The following is a 25,003-nucleotide window of genomic DNA, read 5'->3' as shown; positions in this document are numbered from 1 at the left end:
GGCGTGGCAGTCTCAGGTCTGGCTCGCCGGATCCGCGACGACCGGATGCGAATTACTACCGGATACCCTTGGAGATCGTGCCGGCCATCTCGTCGACGGCCTGGATCACCTTCGAGTTCATCTCGAACGAGCGCTGGGCGGTGATCAGGCTGGTGATCTCCTTGACCGGATCGACGTTCGAGCCTTCGAGGTAGCCCTGCTGCAGCTTGCCGTAGCTGGCATCGCCCGGATTGCCGATCACCGCCGCGCCCGAGGCCGGGGTCTCGCGGTAGAGGCCGTTGCCGAGGGGCTCGAGGCCCGACTCGTTGGCGAAGTTGGCGATGGTGAGCTGGCCGATGTTCTGCTGCGCCACCTGGCCGTCGATCTTGGCGAAGACCTGGCCGGACTGGTTGATGGTGATCTCGGTCGCGGTCGGCGGGATCAGGATCGCCGGATCGACGGTGTAGCCCTCGAGCGTGACGAGCTGGCCGGTGGCGTTCTTGTTGAAGGCGCCGGCGCGGGTGTAGTTGATCTCGCCGCTGGGGCTCGTGATCTGGAAGTAGCCGCGGCCGTTGATGGCGAGATCGAGCTGGTTTGCCGTATTGGTGAGCTGACCCTGGCGGTGCAGGTTGCGGATCGCCGCGGCGCGCACGCCGAGCCCGAGCATCGCGCCCTCGGGGATCGCCTCCTGGCCGGACTGGTTGGGCACGCCCTGCTGCCGCTCGGCCTGGTAGAGCAGGTCGGTGAACTCGGCCCGCGCCCCCTTGAACCCGGTGGTGTTCAGGTTGGCGATGTTGTTGGCGATGACCTCGAGGTTGAGCTGCTGGGCGGACATGCCCGTGGCGGCGACGGCGAGCGCTCTCATCTGCGTGAAATCCTCAGATCGCCATGCGGCTCAGTTCGAGGTAGGCGGACACGACCTTGTCGCGGATCGCGACCGCGGTCTGGAGGCTCTGCTCGGCGGACATCACCGCCTCGACCACCTGCTGGGTCGAGACCTTGCCCTGGATGCCGGCGATCGAGGCGGCCTCGCCGGCGCGCAGGTCGTTGCGCACTCCGCTGGCGAAGCTCGCCATGATCTGCCCGAAATCGGCCGGCGCGGCGGCGTCCAGGCCCGGCATCGCCGCGCCGGTCATCGCCGGCAGGGCGGCGCGCTGGACGGGGGCGGCCTCGGGCCGGGCGGAGGCGGCGGCCCGGTCGAAGGCCGAGAGGGTGAGGGCCTCGATCATCGGATGCTCATGTCCTCAGGAGGTCGATCACGCTGGCCACCATCGCGCGGGCCTGCTTGATCACCTGCAGATTGGCTTCGTAGGAGCGGTTGGCCTCGCGCATGTCGGCCATCTCGATCAGGGCGTTCACGTTCGGCAGCTTGACGTTGCCGTTCTGGTCCGCCGCCGGGTTGCTCGGGTCGTGCTCGACCCGGAACGGGGTCTTGTCGGTGCCGATGTCGCGCACCCGCACCGAGGCGGCGCCGACCATGCGGTCGAGCTCGGCCTGGAAGGTCACGGTCTTGCGCGCGTAGGGGTCGGCCCCCGGCGCGTTCCCGGTCGACTGGGCGTTGGCGAGGTTCTCCGACACCACGCGCATGCGCAGGGACTGCGCCTCGAGGCCCGCGCTCGCGAGGCGCGAGGCGGCCAGCAGGGGGTCGATCACGATCCGCTCCTCACGGCCAGCTTCAGCATGCGGTCGAAGCTGCGCACCACGCCGATATCGAGGTTGTGCTGGCGCGACACCTCGCTCGCCTTGAGCATCTCCTGCTCCAGGCTGACGCTGCTCGAGGTCTCGAGCACGTCCCAGCCCGTCTGGTCCTTGCGCGTCGCCACGCCGAGGCCCGGGGCGGAGACGTGGACCTGCGAGGTCTGCGCCATGTCGGTGCCGGCGCGGGCCAGCACCTGGGCGAAGGGCACCGTGTCCCGGGCCTGGTAGCCCTGGGTGTTGGCGTTCGCCACGTTGCCGGCGATCGCCGACTGGCGCACCGACAGGTAGCGGCCGTGCAGCGAGGCGAGATCGAACAGGTAGACGCCCGTCACGCGACCCCCTCCATGCCCGTCACTCCTTCACCCTGTGTCCCGAAACGACCCGATGGCCGGGCCCGCCGCGTAACCGGGGGTTTAGGAGCGCTACCTTGCCCGAGGCTGGCGAAGCTGGCGCGGCCGGTCTTCGACGATCCCGGGCCCCGGCGCCTTGACTGGGCGTCCCGTCCCCGGCACTGCCGCGGGACGCCTCCCGCCATCCTTCGTCCCCGTCCTCCCTGCACGCGATGCTTCCGGCCCTGCCGTCCTCCGAGCCGGTCTTCCCGTCGGTTCTCCTGCCGGTCCAGGCCCGCTACGCGGGCGGGGCGGGACCGGGCGCGCGCGAGGGCGAGCACCGGATCACCGCCAACAACCGCTGGTCCCGGGTGCTGCTGGCCTTCGACGACCTGCCGGCGGGGATCTGGTGCGTCCTCGAGGCCCGCCTCGCCTGGACGCCCGAGGAGGAGGGGGGACAGGCCCTCGACTTCGCGCTCGCCGGCTTCGACTTCCTCGCCGCCGACGGGTCGAGCCTCGACGTCGAGCACGTGCCCGGCCTCGCCCGCACCCTGCTCGATCCCCACAGCGCCTGGATCGCCGGGCCGGCCTGCCAGCCCGCCGGCAGCGAGTTCGCCCGCGCGGCGCCGGTGCGGGTGGCGTTCGGCGTGCCGCCGCAGGCGCGCGGTCTCGCGCTGACGCTCCGCTCCTGGCGCAACAGCGAGGGATTCACGGTCGCGGACCTGCGCCTGCGCCCCGGCGCCGCCCTGGACGCGGGCGCGTTCCGCCGCCGCCGCCTCGGACCCAGTCCCGAGCCCCTGCGCCACGCCCTGGTGCCGGGCCTCGGCCTCGTGGTGCGCGGGCAGATCCATGCCGGCCGGCCGAGCGAGCACGCGGGGCGGGCGAGCCTCGTCTACCGCGACCGCGACGGGGCCGAGATCCCACCGCCCTATCCCGGCACCGTCTCGGTGCCGGGCTCCGACGACCGGCCGGGCTTGGGCGCGACGATCAACTTGCCCGCCCAGCCGCAGGCGCGCCGCTTCACCCTCGACCTGGAGCCGCCGCCGGCGGCGGCCTTCCTCGACCTCGCCTTCCGCACCTGGGAGGAGGAGGGCGAGGCGCTGCCCGCCGTGGAGTTGCTCGGACCGCCGGAGGTGGCGCTCGAGGATCGCTTCCGGCTCGAGAGCCTGTGCGGCGACGACCTCCTCGACGCGCCGGGCTTCCTCGCCCGCCTCTCGGCCCGGCTCGGGCGCGACCCCGGCGCCGAGGCCGCCTGGATCCCGGGCCCGGGGAGGCCGGGGCCGCCATCCTGCCGCTCGCCCGCGCCCGGGCCCTGCGGGGCGAGGAGCGCCCGGTCGTGTCGCGGGCCGACGGCAGCCTCTCGTTGCGCCTCGCCGGCGGCCCGGACTGGATCCTGCCGGAGACCCCGAGCTTCCGCGAGGACCCGTTCCGCGCCACGCCCTCGGTCTCGGTTCCCTGGCGCCTCGCCTACCAGTCCCTGTCCTGGCTCCCGGCGCTCGCCGAGGCGGCGCCCGCCCGGGCGCTCGGCCTCGCGCAGGCCTGGTCGCGGGCGAACCCCTGGGGCCAGCCGGCCGATCCCCTGAGCCTGCATCCGGGGGCGCTGACGGCCCGGGCCGAGACCTGGATCGCGCTCCTCGCCCTGCCGGGAGCCGGGGCGGCGGCCCCGGTCCTGACCGGGGAGGCGGTGCGGCACGGCTTCGCGCTGGCGGAGATCGTCGGCCAGAACACCTTCGGGCGGAGCCTCCACCAGCTCCAGGCCGCCGCGGCGCTCCTCGCGATCGCCCGCGCCCTGCCGCGCCTGCCCCTCGCCGGCCATTGGGACGGGCTCGCCCGCGAGAGCCTGCGCGACGGGGTGGCGGCCCTCCTGCCCGAGGACGGGCACCTGCCCGATTCCTCGCTCCACCGCCGCCTCGACCTCGTCACCCTGGGACGGGCGCTCGACGGTGCCCTCGGCGAGGCCGCACCCGGACCGCTCGTCGCCGGCCGGACCGAGGCGGCGCTCCTCGACCTCGCCGGCCTCCTCGATCCGGGCGGGCGCCTGCCGCCCTTCGGCGAGGTGTTCCAGGCGAGCGACGATGCCGGCTGGATCGCCCGGCTGCGCGGCGGCGGCGGGCTGGTGGCGCAGCGCGCGCCCGCCGCCAGGGCCGCGGCCAAGGCCGGCACCAGGGCCGCCCCCTCCGTCGCGACCTTGCGCCCGGACGGCCTCTCGGCGCGCCACGAGGCCGCCGGCCGCGGCTGGTCCCACTTCGCCTGCACCTTCGCGGAGACCTCGCCGCAGGGCCACGCCGACTGCACCTCCTACGTCTATGCGACGAACGCCACCCGCTGGATCGTCGAGGCCGGCGGCTCGGAGCAGGTCGAGACCGGGCCGGCGCGCCACTACCTGCTCTCGGCCCGCGCCCACAACGTCGCGCTCCCCGACGGGCGCGAGCCCGTGGCCGGGCGCGGCCGCCACCGCGGCAGCCTGGCGCTGCCGGGCGCCACCGCCCACGCGATCGAGACCACCGTGCACGGGCCGGGCCTGCGCCACCGGCGGGTCTTCGTGCTGCCGCACGACCTCTCGGGCCTCGCGGTGATCGACTGCTTCGCGCCGGACGGGGGCGGCGCGACGACCTTCCGGGCCTTCGCCCACCTCGCGCCCGAGAGCCTGGTGGCGATCGAGGGACCGCGCCGCGCGCAGGCCCGCCAGAGCGGACGCCGCCTCGGCCTGGTGCCCTTCGCCATCGCCGGCCGGGTCTCCGGCTTCGAGGCGGTGATCGGCTCCAGCGAGCGGCCCGGCACCATGCAGGGCTTCGTCGTCGCTCGCCCCGGCGTTCTGGAGCCCGCCTGCACCCTGCGCTACGCGGTCTCGGGCCGCGGCACGGTCTGCGGCGGCCTCCTGATGGCGGTCGACGGCCCGGCCGAGGATTCGCTGGCGCGGATCCTGGCGCGGGAGGAGCTGACGCCCTTCGCGATGGGCGAGTGAGGCCTTGGCGCCGCTCCGCGGCACGGCCGATGCTCCGCTCGTCGCATGACGCCGGCTCGGCTAAGAAGGCGGCACCCCACCCCCATCCGGGCACCTCGCTCCTTCCAGGCCATCCATGGACCAGACCCAGCCGCCGGCCCCGATCGCCATCGACGACTTCCTGAAGCTCGACGTGCGGGTCGGCACCATCGTCGAGGCGGCGCCGATCCCCGAGGCGCGCCGGCCGGCCTACCGGCTCGTCGTCGATCTCGGCGCGGCGCTCGGCTTGAGGAAATCCTCCGCCCAGGTGACGGTCCGCTACACCCCCGAGGCCCTGATCGGCCGGCAGGTGCTCTGCGTCGTCAACCTGCCGCCGCGCCAGGTCGGCCCGGTGCGCTCCGAGGTGCTGACCCTCGGCGTGCCGGACGGGGAGGGCGCGGTGGTCCTGATCGCGCCCGAGCGGCCGGTGCCGAACGGCGGGCGGCTGTACTGACATTCCGCAGCCCGTACGCGTTCGTGGTGTGGTAACGATTGCCACCCTTTGCGACCGCTCTGCATCGCGGGCAGGCGTGCTCGCGCGGCAACGTCCTCAGGCCGAAACGAACGGTGCCCTGAGGGGATCGGGTGCGGATATTCGCTCCGCCACGATTCGCGAAGGACGCGGTCAAGTCGGGTATCGGCGATGCGGCTCCGGCGGACGCCGTCATGCGTGCGGAAGGCGGGCTGATCGATGCCGATCTCGGCCTGTGCCTGATCAAGCAACGGGTAGCCCGCCCGGGACAGGGTCGCTCGGGCGGCTTCAGAACCATCCTCTTCCATCGAAGAGCGCAACACGCCGTGTTCCCGTACATGTATCCCAAGAACGTACGCGCGAATGTCACACCCGGCGAACTCGAGGCGCTGCGCGACTTCGCAGCCATCCTGACCGGTCTCCCCGGTGACGCTTTCGATCGCCTCGTGCAGGAGAAGGGGTGGAAGGTGATTCCGAATGAGCAGCGTGAAGAAAACGCACCGCAGCGATCTCCTCGGCGCGCTCCATCAAGGAGCCGAGGACCTGCACGCCATCGGCGCCATCGACAAGGCGACCTTGCGCAGATTCGACCTGAGCTGCCTCACGCCGGTCGAACCGCTGGCTCCCGATGCGATCCGGGCGATCCGCGAGCGCGCCCGGATGAGCCAGGCGATCTTCGCCCGGGCGCTCAACGTCACGACGTCGCTGGTGAGCAAGTGGGAGCGCGGCGATTCCAGGCCGGGCGGCGCGTCGCTCAAGCTGTTGTCCCTCGCCGCCCATAAGGGAATCGATGCGATCCTCTGAAGAGCCTTGACGTTGGCAAGCATCCTGCGATGAGCCGGCCACGGCCCTCGACGAGCGCGCCCTTGAGGAGATCGACCACACCATGACCTCCAGCCACGGCCCCAGTTCCAGCCACGGCCCCCTGCGGGTCGGCATCGGCGGCCCGGTCGGGTCGGGCAAGACCGCCTTGATGGAGGGCCTGTGCAAGGCCCTGCGCGAGCGCTACGACCTCTGCGCCATCACCAACGACATCTACACCAAGGAGGATGCGCGCCTCCTCACCGTGGCCGGCGCCCTGCCCGAAGAGCGGATCATGGGCGTCGAGACCGGCGGCTGCCCGCACACGGCGATCCGGGAGGACGCCTCGATCAACCTCGCGGCGGTGGCGGAGATGCGCCGGCGCTTCCCCGCCCTCGACCTGGTGCTGCTCGAATCCGGCGGCGACAACCTCGCCGCCACCTTCTCGCCTGAGCTCGCCGACCTGACGATCTACGTCATCGACGTGGCCGGCGGCGAGAAGATCCCGCGAAAAGGCGGTCCCGGGATCACCCGCTCGGACCTCCTCGTCATCAACAAGACCGACCTCGCGCCCCTCGTCGGCGCCGATCTCGGGGTGATGGAGGAGGACACCAAGCGCATGCGGGGGCAGCGCCCCTACGTGTTCGCGTCCCTGCGCCACGGCGACGGCGTCGAGGCGGTGGCCCGCTTCGTGGTGGAGGCCGGGGGCCTGTAGTGCTCCTCGACCTCGCGCACTGGCTCGTCCTGCCGGCGCCGCTGCCCGCGCGGCGCCTCGGCTACGTCGGCGACAGCGTGCGGCTCGCCTCGCGCTCGCGGCGCTGCCGCGCGCCTTGGGCGCCGCACCTCGCCGCGGCGAAGGCCACGGTGCGGGCGGCGATCGAGGGTCTCGCCCGGCGCGACACCGCGGTGGTGCTGGGCTCGGGCCTCCTCGACGACGTGCCGATCGACGCGCTCGCGAGCGCCTTCCGGCGGGTGGTGCTGGTCGACGCGGTGCATCCCTGGCGGGCGCGGTGGCGGGCGCGGCGCCATCCCAACGTCTCGCGCGTGACCCACGACCTCAGCGGCGCGCAAGGGCTGCTCCTCGGCGCGCGCGACGCGTTCGGGCCGCTCCTGCCGCCGGTTTGCCGCGGGGCCGACCTCGTGGTCTCGGCCAACCTCCTGTCGCAGCTGCCGATCCTGCCGGTCGCGCGGCTCGAGGCGGCGGGCCGGATCGGGGCCTGGACCGACCCCGAGGCCTTCGGGCGCCGCATCGTGGCGGCGCATCTCGACGCCCTCGCCGGCCTCTCCGCCCGCATCTGCCTCGTCACCGACCGCGACGAGGCCGAGGAGGACCGGTACGGGCGGGTGCGGGAGCGGATCGACCTCCTCTACGGGATCGATCCCGGCCCGGCGCCGCGGGAATGGGACTGGGAGCTGGCGCCGTTCGGCGAAGCCTATCGCGATCGCCGCCTGGTGCACCGGGTCTCCGCCTGGCCGGACTGGCGGCCGGCAGGAGAGCGGCCGGCAAGAGAGCGGCCGGCATGACAGCAGGGCATGCCCGCGCGCGTCCGGGACGGGTTCGCGCCGGGCGGCGGGGCGTCTAGGGTCCTGCCCCCCGGTGCCGGACGACCGCGCGAGGGGAAGGGAGCCCACGATGACCCGCGACACCAGCGCGGCGGCCAAGGGAAGCGCAGGATCCGACGACGCGCCGGCGGACATCCATTGGCGGCGCAACCTCGCGGTCTGCGTGTTCGGCTCGTTCACCACCATCGTGGCGATGACGCTGCTCCTGCCGTTCCTGCCGCTCTACGTCGAGGAGCTGGGCGTCAAGGACCAGGCGGCGATCGTGCAGTGGTCCGGCATCGCGTTCGGGGCGACCTTCCTCAGCGCCGCCCTGGTGGCGCCGCTCTGGGGGCGGCTCGCCGATCTCTACGGCCGCAAGCTGATGCTGATCCGGGCGAGCCTCGGCATGGCGGTGGCGATGTCGCTGATCGGCATGGCCGGCAACGTCTGGCAGCTCGTGGCCCTGCGGCTGCTCGCGGGGCTTCTCGGCGGCTACGCCTCGGGCTCGACGGTGCTGGTGGCGACGCAGACGCCGAAGGACCGCTCGGCCTGGGCGCTCGGCACGCTCGCCTCCGGCATCATGGCGGGCAACCTCGTCGGGCCCCTCGTCGGCGGGGTGCTGCCGCCCGTGATCGGCATCCGCGCCACGTTCCTCGCCGCCGGCGCGGTGATCTTCGTGGCCTTCCTCGCCACCCTGCTGCTGATCCGCGAGGAGCCGCGCCCGCCGCGCTCGGCCCGCGCCGGCGGAGGCTTCTCCAGCATCCCCGACAAGCGACCGGCGCTCGCCATGCTGGCGACCGGGATGCTCCTGATGCTCGCGGTGATGTCGGTCGAGCCGATCATCACCGTCTACGTCGCCGAGCTGACGCCCGATCCCGCCCGGGTCACGCTGATCGCCGGCCTCGCGATGTCGGCGACCGCCTTGGGCAGCATCCTGTCGGCGCCGCGCCTCGGGCGGCTCGCGGACCGGATCGGCCCCTGGACCGTCATCACGGCGAGCCTGACGGCGTCCGCGGTGCTGCTGGTGCCCCAGGCCCTGGTGACGAGCGACTGGCAGCTCGTGCTCTTACGCTTCCTGATGGGTCTGGCGCTCGGCGGGCTCCTGCCCTGCATCGCCAGCGTGATCCGCCACTCGGTGCCCGACCGGGTCGCCGGGACGATGCTTGGCTATTCGACCTCGTCGCAGTACGTCGGGCAGGTGGTGGGGCCGCTGCTCGGCGGCTTCGTCGGCGGGCATGTCGGGATGCGGGCGGTCTTCCTCGGCACCGCCGTGCTGATGGCGCTCGGCGCGGCCGGCACCGCCCTGGCGCGGCCGAAGGGGATGCGGGCGTGAGCGACGGGCTGGCACGGCGGACGATCGACATCGGCGACCCCTCGGGCGGGCGCCTCGCCGCGCTCGAATTCGGGCCGGCCGACCGGCCCCTCGACGCGGTCCTGCTGCATGCCAACGGCTTCAACGCCCGCACCTACCGCAGCCTGCTGGCGCCGCTCTCCGACCTGCGCGTGCTCGCCTACGACCATCGCGGCCACGGCCTCTCGACGCTGCCGGCCGAGCCCGAGGGCCGGACGGACTGGTCGGACGTCACGCAGGACCTGATCGCGCTCCTCGACCGGCTCGATACGAGGCCCCTCGTGCTGATCGGTCACTCGATGGGCGGCACCGCCTCGCTGCTCGCCGCCGCCGAGCGGCCGGAACGGGTGCGCCGCCTCGTGCTGCTCGATCCGGTGATCCAGCCCCCGGCGCGGCGCGGAGAGGGCCATGCCGGCCTCGCGGAAGGGGCGCTGCGGCGGCGCAGCGACTTCCCGTCCCGGGCGGCGGCGCTCGCCGCCTATGCGGGGCGCGGCGCGTTCCGCACCTGGCCGGAGGCGCCCCTCGCCGATTACGTGGCGGACGGGTTTCGCGAGGGCCCCGGCGGCGTGACGCTGACCTGCACCGGGGCCTGGGAAGCGTCGAGCTACATGGCGCAGGGCCACGACCCCTGGGCAGCGCTGGCGCGGCTGGCCCGCCCGGCCGAGATCCTGCGGGCCGAGACCGGCAGCACCTGCGCCCTCGACGCCGATCCCCGCCCCGGTGTGGAGGTCGAGACGGTGCCGGGCACGACCCACTTCCTGCCCTTCGAGGCGCCCGAGCGGGTGCGGGCTGCGATCCGGCGGGCCGCCTCGGCCTGAAGGGGGAGGCGCCCCGCACCTTTCGGCGAGGCGCCGCCCGGCTTTGGGGGAGGCGCCGCCCAGCTTTGAGGGAGGCACGGCCTTCGAACCCCGCTCCCATCGCCCAGATAGCCCCGGTCCACCCCCGCGGCCCACTCTCGGCCGCGACTGAGACGGCGCGGCCCCCCGGGAGCCCGCGCAAGCCGAAGGGGCGAGGGATGAAGTTCTGGCTCGGCCTGGCAGGAGCCTTGAGCGTCGCGGCGACCGGCGCGGTGCTCACGATGGAAGGCCCTTCCCCGGACGCGACCCCGGCGCCCGCGGCGGTCCCTCCGCCCGCGGGCTCCGCCGCCGAGGCCACCGAGGCCGACCGGGCCGGGGTGCCGCGCCAGATGCAGGCGCGCGCGATCCTGGCGCGGCAGGCGGGCGAGCCGCCGCGTCCCCCGGCGAAGCCCGTCGCCCCGGCGCCCGATCCGCGGGCCGCCGAGGAGGCCCGTCTCCAGGCTGAAGCCAGGCTCCAGGCTGAAGCCAGGCTCCAAGCCGAGGCGCGGGTGCGTCAGGCGGAGGGCGAGGCGGCCGAGGGGCGCCGGCGCCTGGAGCAGGCGGAGGCGCGGGCGAGCGACCTGTCGCAGGCCGCGGCGGCGGCCCGGCACCAGCTCGCCGCCGCCCGGGCCGAGGTCGAGGCCCTGCGGGCGCAGGCGTTGCAGGACCGCGACGCCTCCCGGTCCCTGACCACCGCCGAGGAGGCGCGCCGAGTCGCAGAAGGGGCGGCCGACGGGCACAGGCAGGCGCTCGACGCCGAGCGGGCGCGGGGCGAGCATCTGGCGAGCGCGCTTTCGGAGGCGCAGAGGCGCGTCGCGGCGCTCGAGGGCGCGGTCGAGACCGCGCGGGTCGCCCTCCAGGCGCAGGCGGCCTCGGCGGCGCGGGAGCGCGCGATGATGCGGGCGGGCCTGCGCCGCCTCGCCGTCGCCCTGCGGGCCGCCCAGGTCGCCCGGTCGGAGGCGACCGCCCGCGCGGCCCAGGTCGCCGGCGAGCGCGACCGGGCCGAGCAGGGCCGGCTCGCGGCCGAGCAGGCCGGCGCCGAGACGCGCGGGCGGCTCGACCGCCTGAGGAGCAGCCCCGACCACGCCGCCGGACCCCGGCCGCAGGCGGGCCGCGGATCCGAGCCCTCGCTGGTGCTCCGGGCCCGCCCCGGCGCGGCGCCGTCGCCGACGAGCGCGGCGGCGCTCGACGAGGAGCGGCTGCTGGCGCGGGTCGCGGTCCTGATCGGGCGCGGCGACATCAGCGGGGCGCGGCTCTTCCTCACCCTCGGCGTCCGCAACGGCAGCGCCCGGGCCACCGCGCTCCTCGCCGAGACCTACGATCCCGACCGGCTGGCCGCCCTTCAGGTCCGCGGGATGCGCGGCGACCCCGAGCGGGCGAGCGCCCTGTACCGCCAGGCGCAGAAGGACCGGGGACAGGAGAACCAGGGACGAGAAAACCAGGGACCGGAGAACCAGGGACCGGAGAACCAGGAGCCGCAGGGCACGCCCGCCGGCCTCGCGGGGCGCGGCCCCGCGACCTGGACCAATCCGGTCCGCCAGGCCGGCCTGCCAGGCCCGGTCCTGAGCGGGGTGCTGGCGCCCGCCGTCCCCTCCCTGGCCGCCCCGTGGGGCGGCGAGTGACCCCGAGCGAAGGACGCCCTCGCATGACACGCCGCGCCGCGCTCTGGCTCGCCCTCCTGCTGCCCTGGACCGTCGCGGAGGCCCGGGCGCAGCCCGCCGACCCGCCGCCCGCCGCGGCCCCGGCGCCCGCCCGGCCCGTCCGCGCCGTCCCGCCCCGGCCGCGGGGGCAAGCGCCCGCCCCGCGGGAGACCGCCGAGGACGTGGCGCTCGGCAGCCACCTCAACGCCAACACCGTGGCGGTGATCTCCGGCACCCCCGGCGGCACCTACTTCCGCATGGCGAGCGACCTCGCCTTCGTGCTCGACGGCGTCAACGACCTGCGGGTGCTGCCGGTGATGGGCAAGGGCGCGGGGCAGAACGCCTACGACCTGCGCTACCTGCGCGGCATCGACATCGGCTTCGTGCGCACCGATTCCCTCGACCAGCTGCGCAAGGACAAGCGGGTCGGGAACGCCTCCTCGCACATCGCCGTGATCGCCCGGCTCTTCAATGACGAGTTGCACGTCGTGGCCTCCCGGGAGATCACCGACATCCGCCAGCTCGCCGGCCGGAAGGTGAGCTTCGACGTGCGCGGCAGCGGCACCGACGTGTCCGGGCGCGCGATGTTCGCCGGCATCGGCCTCACGGTGGACCCCGTCAACGTCGACCAGCCGACGGCCCTCGCCATGCTGGAGCGGGGCGAGATCGCGGCCCTCGTCTCGGTGGCGGCCAAGCCCGTGGCGGTGCTGTCCGAATTCCAGGGCGGCGACCGCTTCCGGCTGCTCGACGTGCCCTTCGCGGGGGGCGCCGCCGAGAGCTACATGCCGGCCGAGCTGACCCACGCCGACTACCCGCTGCTCGCCCCCGAGGGGAGCGCCGTGCGCACGCTCGCGGTCGGCACCATCCTGGCGGCCTACAACTGGCCGAAGGGCAGCGAGCGCTACACCCGCATCGCCCGCTTCGTCGACGCCTTCTTCGGCCGGTACGACGCCTTCCTGAAGGCCCCGCGGCACCCGAAATGGCGCGAGGTGAACCTCACCGCCGAGGTCCCGGACTGGCCGCGCTTCCCCGCCGCCCGGGACTGGCTGGAGCGTCGCGGCGGCCCGGCCCCGAAGGTCGCGGCGGGTCCCGGCGAGGTGGCGCAGTTCCTGGCCCAGCGCCGGGGCGCGGGCGAGGTCGACCGCGACCAGCTCTACCAGGAGTTCCTGCGCTGGCGCGACGGACGGGGGCGGTGACGGAACGGCCGCCCTTTCGTCGCGCGGATCCTCACCGCGGCGCCGCGGCGCGGGCGAGCCGGTCGCGGATCGCCTCGCCGAGGCCGGCCTCCGGGATCGGCGCCACCGCGATCGTCGCCGGACCGGCGGCGTCGAGCCGGCGCAGATAGGCGAAGAGACGGGCGGCGGCCTGCCCGAGGTCTCCGGCCGGGCTGAGGTTCAGGGCGAGGAGGGCGCTATCGAGCCCCCTCGGTGCGGCGCCCCCGAACAGCAGGACGGCCTCGCCGGGCCGCACCTCCGTCGCGTCGAGCCGCACGGCGGCGCGCGGAGCGTAGTGCGAGGCGAGCAATCCCGGCGCGACCGGCGCCGCGCCTGCCGGCGCCGTCGGGGTCGCGAGCCGCCGGCCCAGCACCGCCTCGAGGGCCTCGCGCGACACGCCGCCCGGCCGCAGCAGAACCGGATCGCCGGACAGGCAGGCGACGATGGTCGATTCGACCCCGACCGGACAGGGCCCGCCGTCGAGCACGGCCGCGATCCGCCCGTCGAGGTCGCCGAGCACGTGATCGGCCTGCGTCGGGCTCACCTGCCCGGAGCGGTTGGCCGAGGGCGCCGCCACCGGGCGGCCCGCCGCCGCCAGCACCGCGCGGGCGAGGGGGCTCGCGGGCACCCGGAGCGCCACGCTCGGCAGCCCGGCCCGGGCGAGGTCGCAGACCCGGCCCCCCGCCGCCACCGGCACCACCAGCGTCAGGGGACCGGGCCAGAACGCCTCCGCCAGGCGCAGCGCGTCCGTGCCGAACGCGCCCTCGCGCCGCGCGCCCGCGAGGTCGGGCAGGTGGGCGATCAGCGGGTTGAAGCGCGGCCGCTCCTTGGCGGCGTAGATGGCCGCCACCGCCGCAGGACTCCCGGCATCGGCGCCGAGGCCGTAGACGGTCTCGGTCGGGATCGCGACGAGCCGGCCGGCCCGCAGCAGGGCGCCGGCCTCGGCGACGCCCGCGTCATCGGCGGTCAGCCGCCGGGTCGGCATTGACCCGCGATCATCGTTCACGTCTAAACTATCCGTCACCATGCCGCCGGCCGTAGCGTCGGTGGCGGCCGCACGTCAAATCCAAAGGGTGGCTCGCACGGCGAGCCCGCAGGGCGGGCTCACCCACGTAAAGCCGCCCCGCTCTCCCGGGAGGAGCCCTCGATGACGACCTATCGCGCGCCCGTGGCCGAGATGGCCTTCACCCTCCGGCACGTCGCCGGGCTCGACCGCGCCATCGCGGAGGGGCTGCACGGCGACCTCTCGGACGACCTCGTCGACACGATCCTGGACGAGGCCGGGCGCTTCGCCAACGACGTCGTGGCGCCGCTCAACACAATCGGCGACCGTCACGGCACCCCGCTTAAGGACGGCGTGGTGACGATGCCGCCGGGCTACCGCGAGGCCTACCGCGCCTGGACCGAGGGCGGCTGGAACGCCCTGCCGGGCCCGGTCGAGTACGGCGGCCAGGGCCTGCCGATCCTGCTCAACGCCGCCTGCATCGAGATGTGGAACTCCGCCGCGATGGCCTTCGGCCTCGGGCCGCTGCTCACCGCCGGCGGCGTCGAGGCGCTGAGCCGCCACGGCAGCGAGGAGCTGCGCGCGCGCTACCTCGAGAAGCTGGTCTCGGGCGAGTGGACCGCCACCATGAACCTGACCGAGCCGCAGGCCGGCTCGGACCTCTCGGTGATGCGCACCCGGGCCGAGCCCGCGGGCGACGGCAGCTACCGGATCTCGGGCGAGAAGATCTACATCACCTGGGGCGAGCACGACCTCACCGACAACATCGTGCACCTCGTGCTCGCGCGCCTTCCCGACGCGCCGGCCGGCACCCGGGGCATCTCGCTGTTCCTGGTGCCGAAGGTGCTGCCGGACGGCGCGCGCAACGCGCTCAAGTGCGCGGGCATCGAGCACAAGCTCGGCATCCACGGCTCGCCGACCTGCACCATGGTGTATGACGGCGCCACCGGATGGCTCGTCGGCGAGGCCAACCGGGGGCTGGCCTGCATGTTCACGATGATGAACAACGCCCGCCTCGGCGTCGGCCTCCAGGGCGTCGCGATCGCCGAGCGGGCCTATCAGCAGGCGCTGTCCTACGCCCGCGACCGCCGCCAGGGCCGCGCGACCGCGGCGGCCGAGGGCGCGAGCGCGATCATCGAGCATCCCGACGTGCAGCGCATGCTGCTCACCATGAAGGCGCTGACCGGCGCCTCGCGCGGGATCTGCTACCTGACGGCGGAGGCGATCGACCGCGCCCACCGGGCGCCGGACGAGGCGGCGCGCCGGGCCGCGCAGGCCCGGGCCTCGCTGCTGACCCCGGTGGCCAAGGCCTTCTCGACCGATATCGGCATCGAGGTCGCCTCGCTCGGCATCCAGGTCCATGGCGGCATGGGCTTCGTCGAGGAGACCGGCGCCGCCCAGCACCTGCGCGACGCCCGCATCGCGGCGATCTACGAGGGCACCAACGGCATCCAGGCGATCGACCTCGTCACCCGCAAGCTGCCGCTGGAGAACGGCGCGGTGGTGCGCGGCCAGATCGGCGCGATGCGCCTCGTCGCCGAGCGGGTGCTGAAGGAGGGCGGTCCCGCCTTCGGCCACACCGCCCCGCGCCTGCGCGAGACGATCGAGGCCCTCGACCGGGCGACGAGCCACCTCCTCAAGGCGCTCGGCTCGAACCGGCCGGAGGAGGCGCTCGCCGGCGCCACCCCGTACCTGCGCCTGTTCGGCCTCGCGCAAGGCGGCGCCTGCCTGGCGCAAGCCGCATTGGCGGCGAACGCCGCCGCGAAGGCGGGCTCGACCGACCCGGCCCACCCGGCGCGCATCGTGCTCGCCCGGTTCTTCGCCGAGAACCTGGCCACCGCCGCGCGGGGGCTGGAGGAGACGGTGACGGGCGGCGGCGGCTTCCTGCAGGACGGGGCGCTCGCACTCGCGGGGTGAGGGGAGGCGCGCGGGGGCGCGACGCCGTTCCCGGCGGCGTCACGGCTCCCGCCGCGCCGACACGACGCGGGGTGCCGCCGGCCCCCGCCGCCCCATCTGATCCCGGATCCGTCACGCTCGATCCGGGTGCGCATGGCCGTCTTCTTCACCGCCGACACGCATTTCGGCGACGCCCACATCCTGCGCCAGCGCGGCCGCCGGTTCGCCTCGCTGGAGGAACACGACGAGACCCTGGTGGCGAACTGGAACGCCGTCGTCGGGCACGAGGACGAGGTCTGGCACGTCGGCGACTTCGCGGCGCATGCCGAACGCGCGCATTGCGCGGCGATCTTCGCGCGGCTGAACGGCGTCAAGCGCCTGGTGCGCGGCAACCACGACAGCAACCGCGTCCTCGACCTGCCCTGGGCCGACCCGCCGGTCGAGAGCGCCCGCGTCACCCTGCGGGAGGACGGCAGCGAGTGGCGCCTGTTCCTGGCGCACTACGCCCACCGGGCCTGGCCCGGCCTGTGGCGCGGCACCCGCCACCTCTACGGGCACACGCACGGCACGCTGCCGGACACCACGCGGTCCTGCGACGTCGGGGTCGATGCCTGGGAGTACCGTCCGGTGCGGCTCGCGGCGCTGGCCGAGCGCCAGGACGCGGCGACGCTGGTGCCGGAGGAGCTGGCGAGGGATTGGGCGAGGGAGAACGCCGCCCGCGAGGCGGGCGGCGGGTAGGCGGCGTCAGCCGCCGATGTTGTAGGCAGCGAGCGCCGCCATGTTGACGAGGTCGGAATCGGTCGCCCCGAGCGGGACGATCTGCACCGCCTTGTCGAGGCCGACGATCAGCGGCCCGAGCACCTGCGCGCCGCCGAGCTCCTGCAGCATCTTGGTGGAGATCGAGGCCGAGTGGAAGGCCGGCATCACCAGGACGTTGGCGGGCTGCTTGAGGCGGCTGAACGGGTACTGGGCGAGCAGGTCCTTGTTCAGCGCGACGTCGGCCGACATCTCGCCGTCATACTCGAAATCGACCCGCATCCCGTCGAGGATCCGCACCGCCTCCTGCACCTTCTCGGCCCGCTCGGCCTTGGGGAAGCCGAAGGTCGAGAACGACAGCATCGCCACCCGCGGCTCGTAGCCGAGGCGACGCGCCACGCCCGCGGCCTCGATGGCGATGCCGGCGAGTTCCTCGGCGCTCGGCATCTCGTGGATCGCGGTGTCCGCCACCAGCACCACCCGGCCGCGGGCGAGGCAGAGCGAGACGCCGATCACCCGGTGGCCGGGCTTGTGGTCGATGACCCGGCGCACGTCCTCGAGCGCGATCGAGTAGTTGCGGGTGGTGCCGGTCACCATCGCGTCGGCGTCGCCGAGCGCGACCATCGAGGCCGCGAAGTGGTTGCGGTCCTGGTTGATCAGGCGCTGGCAGTCGCGGAACAGGAAGCCCTTGCGCTGCATCCGGGCGTAGAGGAACTGCGCGTAGACGCCGTTGCGGTGCGACTTGGCGGCGTTGTGGATCTCGATGTTGTCGCGGCCCGACAGGTCGATGCCGGCTGCCTCGGCATTCGCCATCACCCGGTCCTCGCGCCCGACCAGGATCGCGGTGCCGAGGCCCTGGTTGACGAAGGAGACCGCGGCGCGGATCACCACCTCCTCCTCGCCCTCGGCGAAGACGACGCGCTTGGGATACTTGCGCACCCGCTCGAACACCCGGTTGAGGGTGCCGGCGACGGGGTCGCGCCGGGCCGAGAGCTGGGCCCGGTAGCGGTCCATGTGGTCGATGGGCTTGCGGGCGACGCCGGTCTCCATCGCGGCCTTCGCCACCGCGGGCGGCACGGTGTGGATCAGCCGCGGATCGAACGGCACCGGGATGATGTACTCGCGCCCGAAGCGCGGACGCGTGCCCTGGTAGGCCGCCGCCACCTCGTCCGGCACGTCCTCGCGGGCGAGCGCCGCCAGCGCCTGCGCCGCCGCGATCTTCATCTCCATGTTGATCGTGGTCGCGTGCACGTCGAGCGCGCCGCGGAAGATGTAGGGAAAGCCCAGGACGTTGTTGACCTGGTTCGGGTAGTCCGAGCGCCCGGTCGCCACGATCGCGTCGTCGCGGACCTGGGCCACCTCCTCGGGGGTGATCTCGGGGTTCGGGTTCGCCATCGCGAAGATGATCGGCTGGGGCGCCATCGAGGCGATCATCTCGGGCGTGAAGGCGCCCTTGACCGAGAGGCCGAACGCGATGTCGGCGCCCTCCATCGCCTCTTCGAGGGTGCGCTTCGAGGTCGCGACCGCGTGGGCCGACTTCCACTGGTTCATGCCCTCGGTGCGGCCCTGGAACACCACGCCCTTGGTGTCGCACAGGATCACGTTCTCGGAGCGGAAGCCGAGCGCCTTGACGAGCTCGATGCAGGCGATGCCGGCCGCGCCCGCGCCGTTGACGACGAGGCGGGCCTCCGCGATGTCGCGGCCGGTCAGGTGCAGGGCGTTGATCATGCCCGCCGCCGAGATGATCGCGGTGCCGTGCTGGTCGTCGTGGAAGACCGGGATGTCCATCAATTCCCGCAGGCGCTCCTCGATGATGAAGCACTCGGGGGCCTTGATGTCCTCCAGGTTGATGCCGCCGAAGGTCGGGCCGAGGTAGCGCACGCAGTTGATGAACGCCTCGGCATCCTCCGTCCCGACCTCGAGGTCGAAGGAATCGATGTCGGCGAAGCGCTTGAACAGGACCGCCTTGCCCTCCATCACGGGCTTCGAGGCGAGGGCGCCGCGGTTGCCGAGGCCGAGGATCGCGGTACCGTTCGAGATCACCGCCACGAGGTTGCCCTTGGCGGTGTAGTCGTAGGCCAGCGCCGGATCGTCCGCGATGGCGAGCACCGGCACGGCGACGCCGGGCGAGTAGGCGAGCGACAGGTCGCGCTGCGTCGCCATCGGCTTCGTCGCCACCACTTCGAGCTTGCCCGGGCGGCCCTGCTGGTGGAATTGCAGCGCCTCCTGGTCGGTGAAGGTCGGGCGCTTGCCGCGGGTGACGGGGCGGGACTCGCTCATGCCAAGCTCTTCTCTGCGACCAGGATGACACTCGAAGGGACACGTCCCTTAGGGCCATGACCCGGCCGGCTCAAGCGGCGCTGCGGCGCTAACACACGCGGGCCGCCCATTTTAAACCGGGGACGATCATCCCCATCATCCCCGGAGTGCCGGTCTGGAGCGTGAGCCTCGGGCTCTGTTAGTCTGCCCGACCACGATGCCGCGGACCCGACAGCCCCCCGATCTCATGACGATGGACAGCGACACCGGCCGCCTGCTGCGCAACGAGGCTTACGAGCCGACGGACGAGGCGCCGCCCCCGCCCGCCCGCGGCCGACGCGCGGCCGCCCCCGACGACGAGGCCAAGGTCTCGCCGATGATGGCGCAGTACATCGAGATCAAGGCGGCGAACCCCGATTCGCTGCTGTTCTACCGCATGGGGGACTTCTACGAGCTGTTCTTCGAGGACGCCGAGACCGCCTCGCGCGCCCTCGGCATCGTGCTCACCCGCCGCGGCAAGCATGCGGGTGCCGACATCCCGATGTGCGGCGTGCCGGTCGAGCGCTCGGACGACTACCTCCAGCGCCTGATCGGGCTCGGCCACCGGGTCGCGGTCTGCGAGCAGACCGAGGACCCGGCCGAGGCCAAGAAGCGCGGCTCGAAATCGGTGGTGCGGCGCGAGGTGGTGCGCCTCGTCACCCCGGGCACGATCACGGAGGACCGGCTGCTCGATCCCGGCCGGGCCAACGTGCTGCTGGCGCTCGCCCGCCGTCGCGCCTCGGATTCGGCCTGGACATACGGGCTCGCCGCCGTCGACATCTCGACCGGGCGCTTCTCCCTCGGCGAGGTCGAGGGCGCCGGTCTCGCGGCCGAGATCGCCCGCCTCGACCCGCGTGAGATCGTGATGGGCGAGGCCATCCACCAGGATCCCGAGCTCTCGCGCCTGTGGCGCGACGCGCGGGCCGCCGTCACGCCGGTCGGCCGCGGCGACGTCGACCCGGCCTCGGCCGAGCGGGCGCTGAAGGAGCAGTTCGGCGTCCAGACCCTCGACGGGTTCGGCGCCTTCAGCCGGGTCGAGGTCGCGGCGGCGGGCGCGGTCCTGCACTACATCGCCCGCACCCAGCTCGGCGCCAGGGTGACCTTGAGCCCGCCGGCCCGCCAGGCGGCGGGCGCGAGCCTGATGATCGACGCGGCGACGCGCCAGAATCTCGAGCTCACCCGCACCCTCTCGGGCGAGCGGGCGGGCAGCCTGCTCGCCGCCATCGACCGCACGGTGGGTGGGGCCGGCGCACGGCTGCTGGCCGAGCGGCTCGCCGGCCCCTCGACCGACCTCGCGCTGATCCGACGCCGGCACGACGCGGTCGAGTTCCTGGTGGCCGAGGGAGCCTTGCGGGCGGAGTTGCGGGCCGAACTGGCGCGCGCGCCCGACATGGCCCGGGCCCTGTCGCGGATCTCGCTCGGACGGGCGGGGCCCCGCGACCTCGCGGCGCTCCGCGACGGGCTGCTCGCCGCCCGCGGCATCGCGACGGCGCTCGCCGGCGCGGGTGCGCTGCCGGGCGAGATCGGCAAGGCCGCGCGCATCCTCGCCGGCCTCGACGAGGCGCTCGCCGACGATCTGAGCGCCGCGCTCGCCGACGACCTGCCCCTGCAGCGCCGCGACGGCGGCTTCGTGCGCGAGGGCTACCGGGCGGAACTCGACGAGTCCCGCACGCTCCAGCGCGATTCGCGCCAGGTGGTGGCCGGGCTGCAAGCCCGCTACGCCGCCGACACCGGCTGCCGAACGCTGCGGATCAAGCACAACAACCTGCTCGGCTACTTCATCGAGGTGCCGCAGGCCTTCGGCGAGACCCTGCTCAAGGATCCCTGGCGCGCCACCTTCGTCCACCGCCAGACCATGGTGGACGCGATGCGCTTCACCAGCGTCGAGCTGGGCGAGCTGGAGACCAGGATCGCCAACGCCGCCGGGCGCGGCCTCGCCCTCGAACTCGAGATCTTCGACGCCCTGTCGGCCGCCGTGATGGCGGAGTCGGATTCCATCGTGGCGGCCGCAGGCGCGCTCGCCGCCCTCGACGTCGCGGCCTCGCACGCGGAGCTCGCCGTCGAGCTGAACTGGACCCGGCCAGTGGTCGATGACGGCCTCGCCTTCCGGATCGAGGGCGGGCGCCATCCCGTGGTCGAGGCGGCGCTGACGAGGGCGGGCGTGGCCTTCATCGCCAATGCCTGCGACCTCTCGGGACGCGAGGCGGGCCAGATCCTCCTCGTCACCGGCCCGAACATGGGCGGCAAGTCGACCTTCCTGCGCCAGAACGCCCTCATCGCGGTGCTGGCCCAGATGGGCGCCTACGTGCCGGCGGCCTCCGCCCATCTCGGCCTCGTCGACCGGCTGTTCTCCCGCGTCGGCGCCGCCGACGACCTGGCGCGGGGCCACTCGACCTTCATGGTCGAGATGGTCGAGACCGCGGCGATCCTGAACCAGGCGACGAAGCGCTCGCTCGTCGTGCTCGACGAGATCGGGCGGGGCACCGCGACCTTCGACGGTCTCTCGATCGCCTGGGCCTGCCTCGAGCACCTGCACGGCGCCAATGGCTGCCGGGCGCTGTTCGCGACGCACTTCCACGAGCTGACGGGCCTCGCCCAGCGCCTCGACCGGCTCTCCAACGCCACCCTCAAGGTGACGGAGTGGAAGGGCGACGTGGTGTTCCTGCACGAGGTCGTGCCGGGCGCCGCCGACCGCTCCTACGGCCTCCAGGTCGCGCGGCTGGCCGGCCTGCCCGCTCCGGTGATCGCCCGCGCCAAGGCGCTCCTCGCCGAGCTGGAACGGGGGGAGGGCGGGCGCGGCCGGCCCAAGGCGCCCGCCGAGCTGCCGCTCTTTTCCGCGATGCCGCCGAGCCCGCCCCCGGCCCCTCCGGTCGAGACGCCCGACCCGGTCGGCCTGCTCCTCGACGGGATCGACCCGGATGCCTTGAGCCCGCGCGAGGCGCTGGACGCGCTCTACCAGCTCAAGGCGGCGCGGGCGGACGGGTAGGACCCCGGCCCGACCGGTCCCGAAGGCCCGCCCGCGCTCATGGCGAGCGCGAGCGCGCCGCGACGAGGACGCCTCACCGCGGCGCGTCGGCGGCGATCGCCTGCGCCAGGACGCGGCCCGCGAACCGGGCCGTGGCGAGCAGGCGCTCCGGCCCGTGGCCCTCGCGGGCCATCGTGGACAGGCCGACCATCATCGTCACCACGTAGTCGGACAGGCCCTCGGCCGCCGCCGGGTGGGTCTGCGCGACGAAGCGCCGGATGACGTCCTCGGCCGCCCCGGTCAGGGCGCGGGCGGCGCCCCGGGCCGCGGGATCGTTGCAGCGGGCGCCCTCGATGGCCAGGCACCCGGCGGTCTCGGGGTCGGCACCGTAGCGCCGCGCCGCCTCCTCCAGCACCGCGGCGAGCGCCTCGGCCACCGGGCGGCCGGGATGCATCAGCTCGGCCAGCGGGACGCCCTGGGTCGCGGTGTAGTGGCCGAGCGTGCGGGCGTAGAGGCCGGCCTTGCTGCCGAAGGCGGCGTAGAAGCTGGGCGGGTTGATGCCGAGCGCGTCGGTGAGGTCGGCGACGCTGACGGCGTCGTAGCCCCGGGCGTGGAAGAGGCGCTGCGCGACCGCGACGGCCTCGTCGGGATCGAAGCGGCGGGGGCGGCCGCGCGGGCGCGGTGATTTTGTAGGCATCGATACAAAAACTGGTTGACCGGGAGCTCGGACGATTTATGTAGTGCTTACTAACTTAAGCCTCAAGGAGGGCCGGATGGCCGGATTTCAGGGCGATTCTCGTCAGGGCGGATCTCTTCACGGCAAATCCGCCCTCGTGCTCGGCGGGAGCCGAGGGATCGGGGCGGCGATCGTGCGGCGCCTCGCGGCCGAGGGCGCGGCCGTGACCTTCACCTATGCGGGCTCGCGGGACGCCGCGGAGCGGCTGGCGGCGGAGACGGGCGCCACCGCGGCGATGACCGACAGCGCCGACCGCGACGCGGTGATCGCCCGGGTGCGCGAGAGCGGTCCCCTGGACGTCCTGGTGGTGAATGCCGGGGTGGGGGCGTTCGGCGATCCGCTGGAGCAGGACCCGGACGAGGTGGACCGGCTGGTCCGGATCAACGTGACCGCGCCCTACCACGCGGCCGTGGAGGCGGCGCGGCGCATGCCGGAGGGCGGGCGGATCATCGTGATCGGCTCCGTCAACGGCGACCGGATCCCGTTTCCCGGCCTGTCCGCCTACGCGATGAGCAAGTCCGCCCTGCAGGGAATGGCGCGGGGCCTCGCGCGGGATTTCGGACCGCGGGGGATCACCGTGAACGTCGTGCAGCCCGGCCCGATCGACACGGACATGAACCCGGCGGACGGGCCGATGAAGGACGTCATGCACGCCGTCATGGCCCTCAAGCGCCACGGACGGCCCGAGGACGTGGCCGGGATGGTGAACTGGCTGGCGGGCCCGGAGGCGGGCTTCGTGACGGGCGCGATGCACACGATCGACGGCGGCTTCGGCGCCTGACGCGCGCCGTCGGACGGCCGCGTCCGGCGGCACGGCGCGGGCCGGTCAGGCCGGCAGGTCGGGGTGGGAAGCGTCGTCGGGCCGGCCTGCCGGCGCCAGCACCACCCCGTCCGGCGGCCCGGTCGGCGCACCCCCGTGATAGCGCCCGGCGACGTAGGCGAGTGCGGCGCGGATCACCCGCTCGGAATACGGCTTGGCGATGATCCCGGCGGCGCCGGCGAAGTCCGGGGGCACGCGCTTGGCGTTGGCAGTGGTGAACAGCACCGTCGTCCCGGACCGCGCGCTGAGCGCCCGCGCCACCGCCACGCCGGTCGGGCCGTCGGCGAGGTGGATGTCGACGAGGGCGACGTCGGGGCTGAGGTCGCGGGCGAGCGCGATCGCCTCGCCCGAGCGCATCGCGACGCCGACCGGCACGTGGCCGGCCTCCTCCAGCAGGCATTCGAGCTCGAGGGCGATGAACGCCTCGTCCTCGACGATCAGGACCCGAAGCCCGTGCGCGCTCAACGGGCGCGCCCCGGACCGGGGATCAGCGGGAGCGCGATGTGCGCCCGCGTGCCCGGAGCCCGGTCCTCGAAGGCGAGGGTGCCGCGCATCTGGCGCACCAGCATGCCGACGAGGTCGCGGCCGAACCCCTCCGGGTTGCCGTGCTCCGCCGGCAGGCCGACGCCGTCGTCGCTGACCTCGAGGACCAGGCGCTCGCCCTCGGCCCGCGCCGTGATGGCGACGCGGCCGTGGCGCTCGCCCGGGAAGGCGTGCCGGACCGCGTTGACGGCGAGTTCGTGGACGAGCAGCGCCAGGGGGGCGGCCATCGAGGCCGGCACCGCCACCGCCTCGACGTCGACCGTGAGGGCGATCCGGTCGGTGTCGAGGCCGGCCTCGAGCTCGGAGGCGAAGTCGGCCGCGAAGTCGCGCAGGTCGAACAGGGCGACGTCGCTGAGCGAGTAGAGCAGGCGGTGGACGGTGGCGAGCGCCCCGATCCGGTCGGCCATGCTGCGCAGGGCCTCGCGGCAGGCGAGGTCGCGGGTGCGCCGGGCCTTGAGCAGCACCAGGGAGGAGATCACCTGGAGGTTGTTCTTCACCCGGTGGTCGACCTCGTGCAGCAGGGCGGTCTGCTGGTCGAGGGCGGCCTGGAGCGCCCGGTTCCGGGCCTCGAGATCCTGGGCGAGCCCGTCCTTCTCGCGCGCCAGCGTCCGCTCGGCCTGGCGGGTCCGGGTGACGTCGCTCAGAACCGCGAAGCAGGAGCGCACCGTGCCCGTCTCGTCGCGCACCGGGGTGAGGGTCATCGCGTTCCAGAACGGGCGGCCGTCCTTGCGGTAGTTCAGGAGGTCGATCTGCAGCGGCTCGCCCAGGACCACCGCCTCGCGCACCCGGGCGACGGCGGCCGGGTCGGTGTCGGGCCCCTGGAGGAAGCGGCAGTTGCGGCCCAGCACGTCCTCCGGCTCGTAGCCGGTGAGGCGGCAGAAGGCCGGGTTGGCGAACACGATCGGGTTGTCGGGCCGGGCCGGGTCGGTCATGACCATCGGCGCCTCGCTCGCCCGGAAGGCGGCCACGAAGGCTGCGGCGTGCGGCGCGTCGGCCGCGTGCGCGATGGTCGCCTCGGCCTGCCTGGGAGCGTCCAAACCGATCATCCGCACCCGCCCGTGCCGGCCCCGTCCGGCCGATCCGCGACGGGGCGGGGCCCCGGGGCCCCGACCACTCCAGCGAACCCCCGACGGGGCTAGGG

The 25,003-nt window shown here is 74.1% G+C and carries 23 protein-coding genes and 1 pseudogene; 15 read left to right on the top strand and 9 right to left on the bottom strand.

The window, feature by feature from the left end; all coding sequences use genetic code 11:
• Positions 1-55 precede the first annotated feature (55 nt).
• The 4 genes from flgG to DK419_RS16615 are packed head-to-tail and all read right to left on the bottom strand — an operon-like array spanning position 56 to position 2,009.
• Positions 56-844 carry a flagellar basal-body rod protein FlgG gene (gene flgG / locus DK419_RS16630; RefSeq protein ID WP_109960059.1) on the bottom strand — a complete coding sequence of 263 codons (789 nt, stop codon included), beginning with the start codon at positions 842-844 and terminating at the stop codon, positions 56-58.
• Positions 845-857: 13 nt separating this feature from the next.
• Complete coding sequence (gene fliE, locus DK419_RS16625; RefSeq protein WP_109960058.1) at positions 858-1,208, bottom strand: flagellar hook-basal body complex protein FliE; 351 nt, start codon at positions 1,206-1,208, stop codon at positions 858-860.
• A 7-nt stretch (positions 1,209-1,215) separates the two neighbouring features.
• The gene (gene flgC, locus DK419_RS16620) at positions 1,216-1,629 is read right to left on the bottom strand and encodes a flagellar basal body rod protein FlgC (protein ID WP_208642359.1); all 414 of its coding nucleotides are present in this window, start codon (positions 1,627-1,629) and stop codon (positions 1,216-1,218) included.
• Entirely contained in the window at positions 1,629-2,009 is a 381-nt protein-coding gene (locus DK419_RS16615; protein ID WP_109960056.1) for a flagellar basal body protein, read from the bottom strand. Before DK419_RS16615 ends, flgC begins: the two co-directional genes overlap by 1 nt.
• A gap of 230 nt (positions 2,010-2,239) precedes the next feature.
• Here DK419_RS16615 and DK419_RS29515 point away from each other — a divergent pair, with 230 nt between their 5' ends.
• The 11 genes and pseudogenes from DK419_RS29515 (at position 2,240) to DK419_RS16565 (ending at position 12,827) form a co-directional block, all read left to right on the top strand.
• Entirely contained in the window at positions 2,240-3,589 is a 1,350-nt protein-coding gene (locus DK419_RS29515) for a hypothetical protein (RefSeq protein ID WP_245442476.1), read from the top strand.
• A gap of 101 nt (positions 3,590-3,690) precedes the next feature.
• Positions 3,691-4,971 (top strand): heparinase II/III domain-containing protein, encoded by a 1,281-nt coding sequence (locus tag DK419_RS29510; protein ID WP_342587224.1) that lies wholly within the window; start codon positions 3,691-3,693, stop codon positions 4,969-4,971.
• Between the two features lie 115 nt (positions 4,972-5,086).
• Positions 5,087-5,443 carry a tRNA-binding protein gene (locus DK419_RS16605; protein WP_109960055.1) on the top strand — a complete coding sequence of 119 codons (357 nt, stop codon included), beginning with the start codon at positions 5,087-5,089 and terminating at the stop codon, positions 5,441-5,443.
• A gap of 131 nt (positions 5,444-5,574) precedes the next feature.
• A pseudogene (locus DK419_RS16600) lies at positions 5,575-5,859 on the top strand (type II toxin-antitoxin system RelE/ParE family toxin); the annotation flags it as partial.
• A 79-nt stretch (positions 5,860-5,938) separates the two neighbouring features.
• Positions 5,939-6,265 carry a helix-turn-helix domain-containing protein gene (locus DK419_RS16595; protein ID WP_208642206.1) on the top strand — a complete coding sequence of 109 codons (327 nt, stop codon included), beginning with the start codon at positions 5,939-5,941 and terminating at the stop codon, positions 6,263-6,265.
• Between the two features lie 82 nt (positions 6,266-6,347).
• Positions 6,348-6,977 (top strand): urease accessory protein UreG, encoded by a 630-nt coding sequence (ureG, locus tag DK419_RS16590; RefSeq protein ID WP_109960054.1) that lies wholly within the window; start codon positions 6,348-6,350, stop codon positions 6,975-6,977.
• A complete protein-coding gene (locus DK419_RS16585) occupies positions 6,977-7,786 on the top strand; it encodes a hypothetical protein (RefSeq protein WP_109960053.1) in 810 nt (269 codons plus the stop codon). The genes ureG and DK419_RS16585 overlap by 1 nt, the downstream gene beginning before the upstream one ends.
• A 109-nt stretch (positions 7,787-7,895) precedes the next feature.
• Positions 7,896-9,137 (top strand): MFS transporter, encoded by a 1,242-nt coding sequence (locus tag DK419_RS16580; RefSeq protein ID WP_109960052.1) that lies wholly within the window; start codon positions 7,896-7,898, stop codon positions 9,135-9,137.
• The gene (locus tag DK419_RS16575; protein ID WP_109960051.1) at positions 9,134-9,973 is read left to right on the top strand and encodes an alpha/beta fold hydrolase; all 840 of its coding nucleotides are present in this window, start codon (positions 9,134-9,136) and stop codon (positions 9,971-9,973) included. Before DK419_RS16580 ends, DK419_RS16575 begins: the two co-directional genes overlap by 4 nt.
• A gap of 197 nt (positions 9,974-10,170) precedes the next feature.
• A complete protein-coding gene (locus DK419_RS16570) occupies positions 10,171-11,613 on the top strand; it encodes a coiled-coil domain-containing protein (RefSeq protein WP_109960050.1) in 1,443 nt (480 codons plus the stop codon).
• 23 nt (positions 11,614-11,636) lie between these two features.
• Positions 11,637-12,827 carry a TAXI family TRAP transporter solute-binding subunit gene (locus tag DK419_RS16565; protein WP_109960049.1) on the top strand — a complete coding sequence of 397 codons (1,191 nt, stop codon included), beginning with the start codon at positions 11,637-11,639 and terminating at the stop codon, positions 12,825-12,827.
• Positions 12,828-12,858: 31 nt separating this feature from the next.
• On the opposite strand, the gene DK419_RS16560 is transcribed toward DK419_RS16565, so the two are convergent.
• The gene (locus DK419_RS16560; protein WP_425352589.1) at positions 12,859-13,830 is read right to left on the bottom strand and encodes an L-threonylcarbamoyladenylate synthase; all 972 of its coding nucleotides are present in this window, start codon (positions 13,828-13,830) and stop codon (positions 12,859-12,861) included.
• Between the two features lie 162 nt (positions 13,831-13,992).
• Between DK419_RS16560 and DK419_RS16555 the strand changes: the two genes are divergently transcribed.
• A complete protein-coding gene (locus DK419_RS16555) occupies positions 13,993-15,765 on the top strand; it encodes an acyl-CoA dehydrogenase family protein (protein ID WP_109960047.1) in 1,773 nt (590 codons plus the stop codon).
• Positions 15,766-15,897: 132 nt separating this feature from the next.
• Positions 15,898-16,482, top strand: a complete 585-nt coding sequence (locus DK419_RS16550) for a metallophosphoesterase (protein ID WP_109960046.1) — start codon at positions 15,898-15,900, stop codon at positions 16,480-16,482.
• A gap of 6 nt (positions 16,483-16,488) precedes the next feature.
• On the opposite strand, the gene DK419_RS16545 is transcribed toward DK419_RS16550, so the two are convergent.
• Positions 16,489-18,780, bottom strand: a complete 2,292-nt coding sequence (locus tag DK419_RS16545) for an NADP-dependent malic enzyme (RefSeq protein WP_109960045.1) — start codon at positions 18,778-18,780, stop codon at positions 16,489-16,491.
• A gap of 226 nt (positions 18,781-19,006) precedes the next feature.
• On the opposite strand from DK419_RS16545, the gene mutS reads away from it, so the two are divergent.
• Positions 19,007-21,784 (top strand): DNA mismatch repair protein MutS, encoded by a 2,778-nt coding sequence (mutS, locus tag DK419_RS16540; protein ID WP_109960044.1) that lies wholly within the window; start codon positions 19,007-19,009, stop codon positions 21,782-21,784.
• A gap of 73 nt (positions 21,785-21,857) precedes the next feature.
• Here the strand turns inward: mutS and DK419_RS16535 are convergent, their stop codons facing one another.
• Positions 21,858-22,460 carry a TetR/AcrR family transcriptional regulator gene (locus DK419_RS16535; RefSeq protein ID WP_109960043.1) on the bottom strand — a complete coding sequence of 201 codons (603 nt, stop codon included), beginning with the start codon at positions 22,458-22,460 and terminating at the stop codon, positions 21,858-21,860.
• Positions 22,461-22,536: 76 nt separating this feature from the next.
• Here DK419_RS16535 and bdcA point away from each other — a divergent pair, with 76 nt between their 5' ends.
• A complete protein-coding gene (gene bdcA / locus DK419_RS16530; RefSeq protein ID WP_109960042.1) occupies positions 22,537-23,280 on the top strand; it encodes an SDR family oxidoreductase in 744 nt (247 codons plus the stop codon).
• 45 nt (positions 23,281-23,325) lie between these two features.
• On the opposite strand, the gene DK419_RS16525 is transcribed toward bdcA, so the two are convergent.
• Together DK419_RS16525 and DK419_RS16520 are read right to left on the bottom strand one after the other, a co-directional pair.
• Positions 23,326-23,784 (bottom strand): response regulator, encoded by a 459-nt coding sequence (locus tag DK419_RS16525; RefSeq protein WP_109960041.1) that lies wholly within the window; start codon positions 23,782-23,784, stop codon positions 23,326-23,328.
• Positions 23,781-24,899 carry a PAS domain-containing protein gene (locus DK419_RS16520; RefSeq protein ID WP_342587195.1) on the bottom strand — a complete coding sequence of 373 codons (1,119 nt, stop codon included), beginning with the start codon at positions 24,897-24,899 and terminating at the stop codon, positions 23,781-23,783. The genes DK419_RS16525 and DK419_RS16520 overlap by 4 nt, the downstream gene beginning before the upstream one ends.
• Between the last annotated feature and the right edge of the window lie 104 nt (positions 24,900-25,003).

Origin of the sequence: Methylobacterium terrae (genome assembly GCF_003173755.1) — a bacterium.
GTDB lineage: Bacteria > Pseudomonadota > Alphaproteobacteria > Rhizobiales > Beijerinckiaceae > Methylobacterium > Methylobacterium terrae.
The sequence above is the reverse complement of the archived record's forward strand: the minus strand, read 5'-3'. Positions and strand labels throughout refer to the sequence as shown.

Excerpts from the sequence above, each read along its gene's own strand:
- flgG (WP_109960059.1), bottom strand. The coding sequence starts at position 844 with ATGAGAGCGCTCGCCGTCGCCGCCACGGGCATGTCCGCCCAGCAGCTC.
- fliE (WP_109960058.1), bottom strand. The coding sequence starts at position 1,208 with ATGATCGAGGCCCTCACCCTCTCGGCCTTCGACCGGGCCGCCGCCTCC.
- DK419_RS29515 (WP_245442476.1), top strand. The coding sequence starts at position 2,240 with ATGCTTCCGGCCCTGCCGTCCTCCGAGCCGGTCTTCCCGTCGGTTCTC.
- DK419_RS16605 (WP_109960055.1), top strand. The coding sequence starts at position 5,087 with ATGGACCAGACCCAGCCGCCGGCCCCGATCGCCATCGACGACTTCCTG.
- DK419_RS16595 (WP_208642206.1), top strand. The coding sequence starts at position 5,939 with ATGAGCAGCGTGAAGAAAACGCACCGCAGCGATCTCCTCGGCGCGCTC.
- ureG (WP_109960054.1), top strand. The coding sequence starts at position 6,348 with ATGACCTCCAGCCACGGCCCCAGTTCCAGCCACGGCCCCCTGCGGGTC.
- DK419_RS16580 (WP_109960052.1), top strand. The coding sequence starts at position 7,896 with ATGACCCGCGACACCAGCGCGGCGGCCAAGGGAAGCGCAGGATCCGAC.
- DK419_RS16570 (WP_109960050.1), top strand. The coding sequence starts at position 10,171 with ATGAAGTTCTGGCTCGGCCTGGCAGGAGCCTTGAGCGTCGCGGCGACC.
- DK419_RS16565 (WP_109960049.1), top strand. The coding sequence starts at position 11,637 with ATGACACGCCGCGCCGCGCTCTGGCTCGCCCTCCTGCTGCCCTGGACC.
- DK419_RS16560 (WP_425352589.1), bottom strand. The coding sequence starts at position 13,830 with ATGCCGACCCGGCGGCTGACCGCCGATGACGCGGGCGTCGCCGAGGCC.
- DK419_RS16555 (WP_109960047.1), top strand. The coding sequence starts at position 13,993 with ATGACGACCTATCGCGCGCCCGTGGCCGAGATGGCCTTCACCCTCCGG.
- DK419_RS16550 (WP_109960046.1), top strand. The coding sequence starts at position 15,898 with ATGGCCGTCTTCTTCACCGCCGACACGCATTTCGGCGACGCCCACATC.
- DK419_RS16545 (WP_109960045.1), bottom strand. The coding sequence starts at position 18,780 with ATGAGCGAGTCCCGCCCCGTCACCCGCGGCAAGCGCCCGACCTTCACC.
- mutS (WP_109960044.1), top strand. The coding sequence starts at position 19,007 with ATGACGATGGACAGCGACACCGGCCGCCTGCTGCGCAACGAGGCTTAC.
- DK419_RS16535 (WP_109960043.1), bottom strand. The coding sequence starts at position 22,460 with ATGCCTACAAAATCACCGCGCCCGCGCGGCCGCCCCCGCCGCTTCGAT.
- bdcA (WP_109960042.1), top strand. The coding sequence starts at position 22,537 with ATGGCCGGATTTCAGGGCGATTCTCGTCAGGGCGGATCTCTTCACGGC.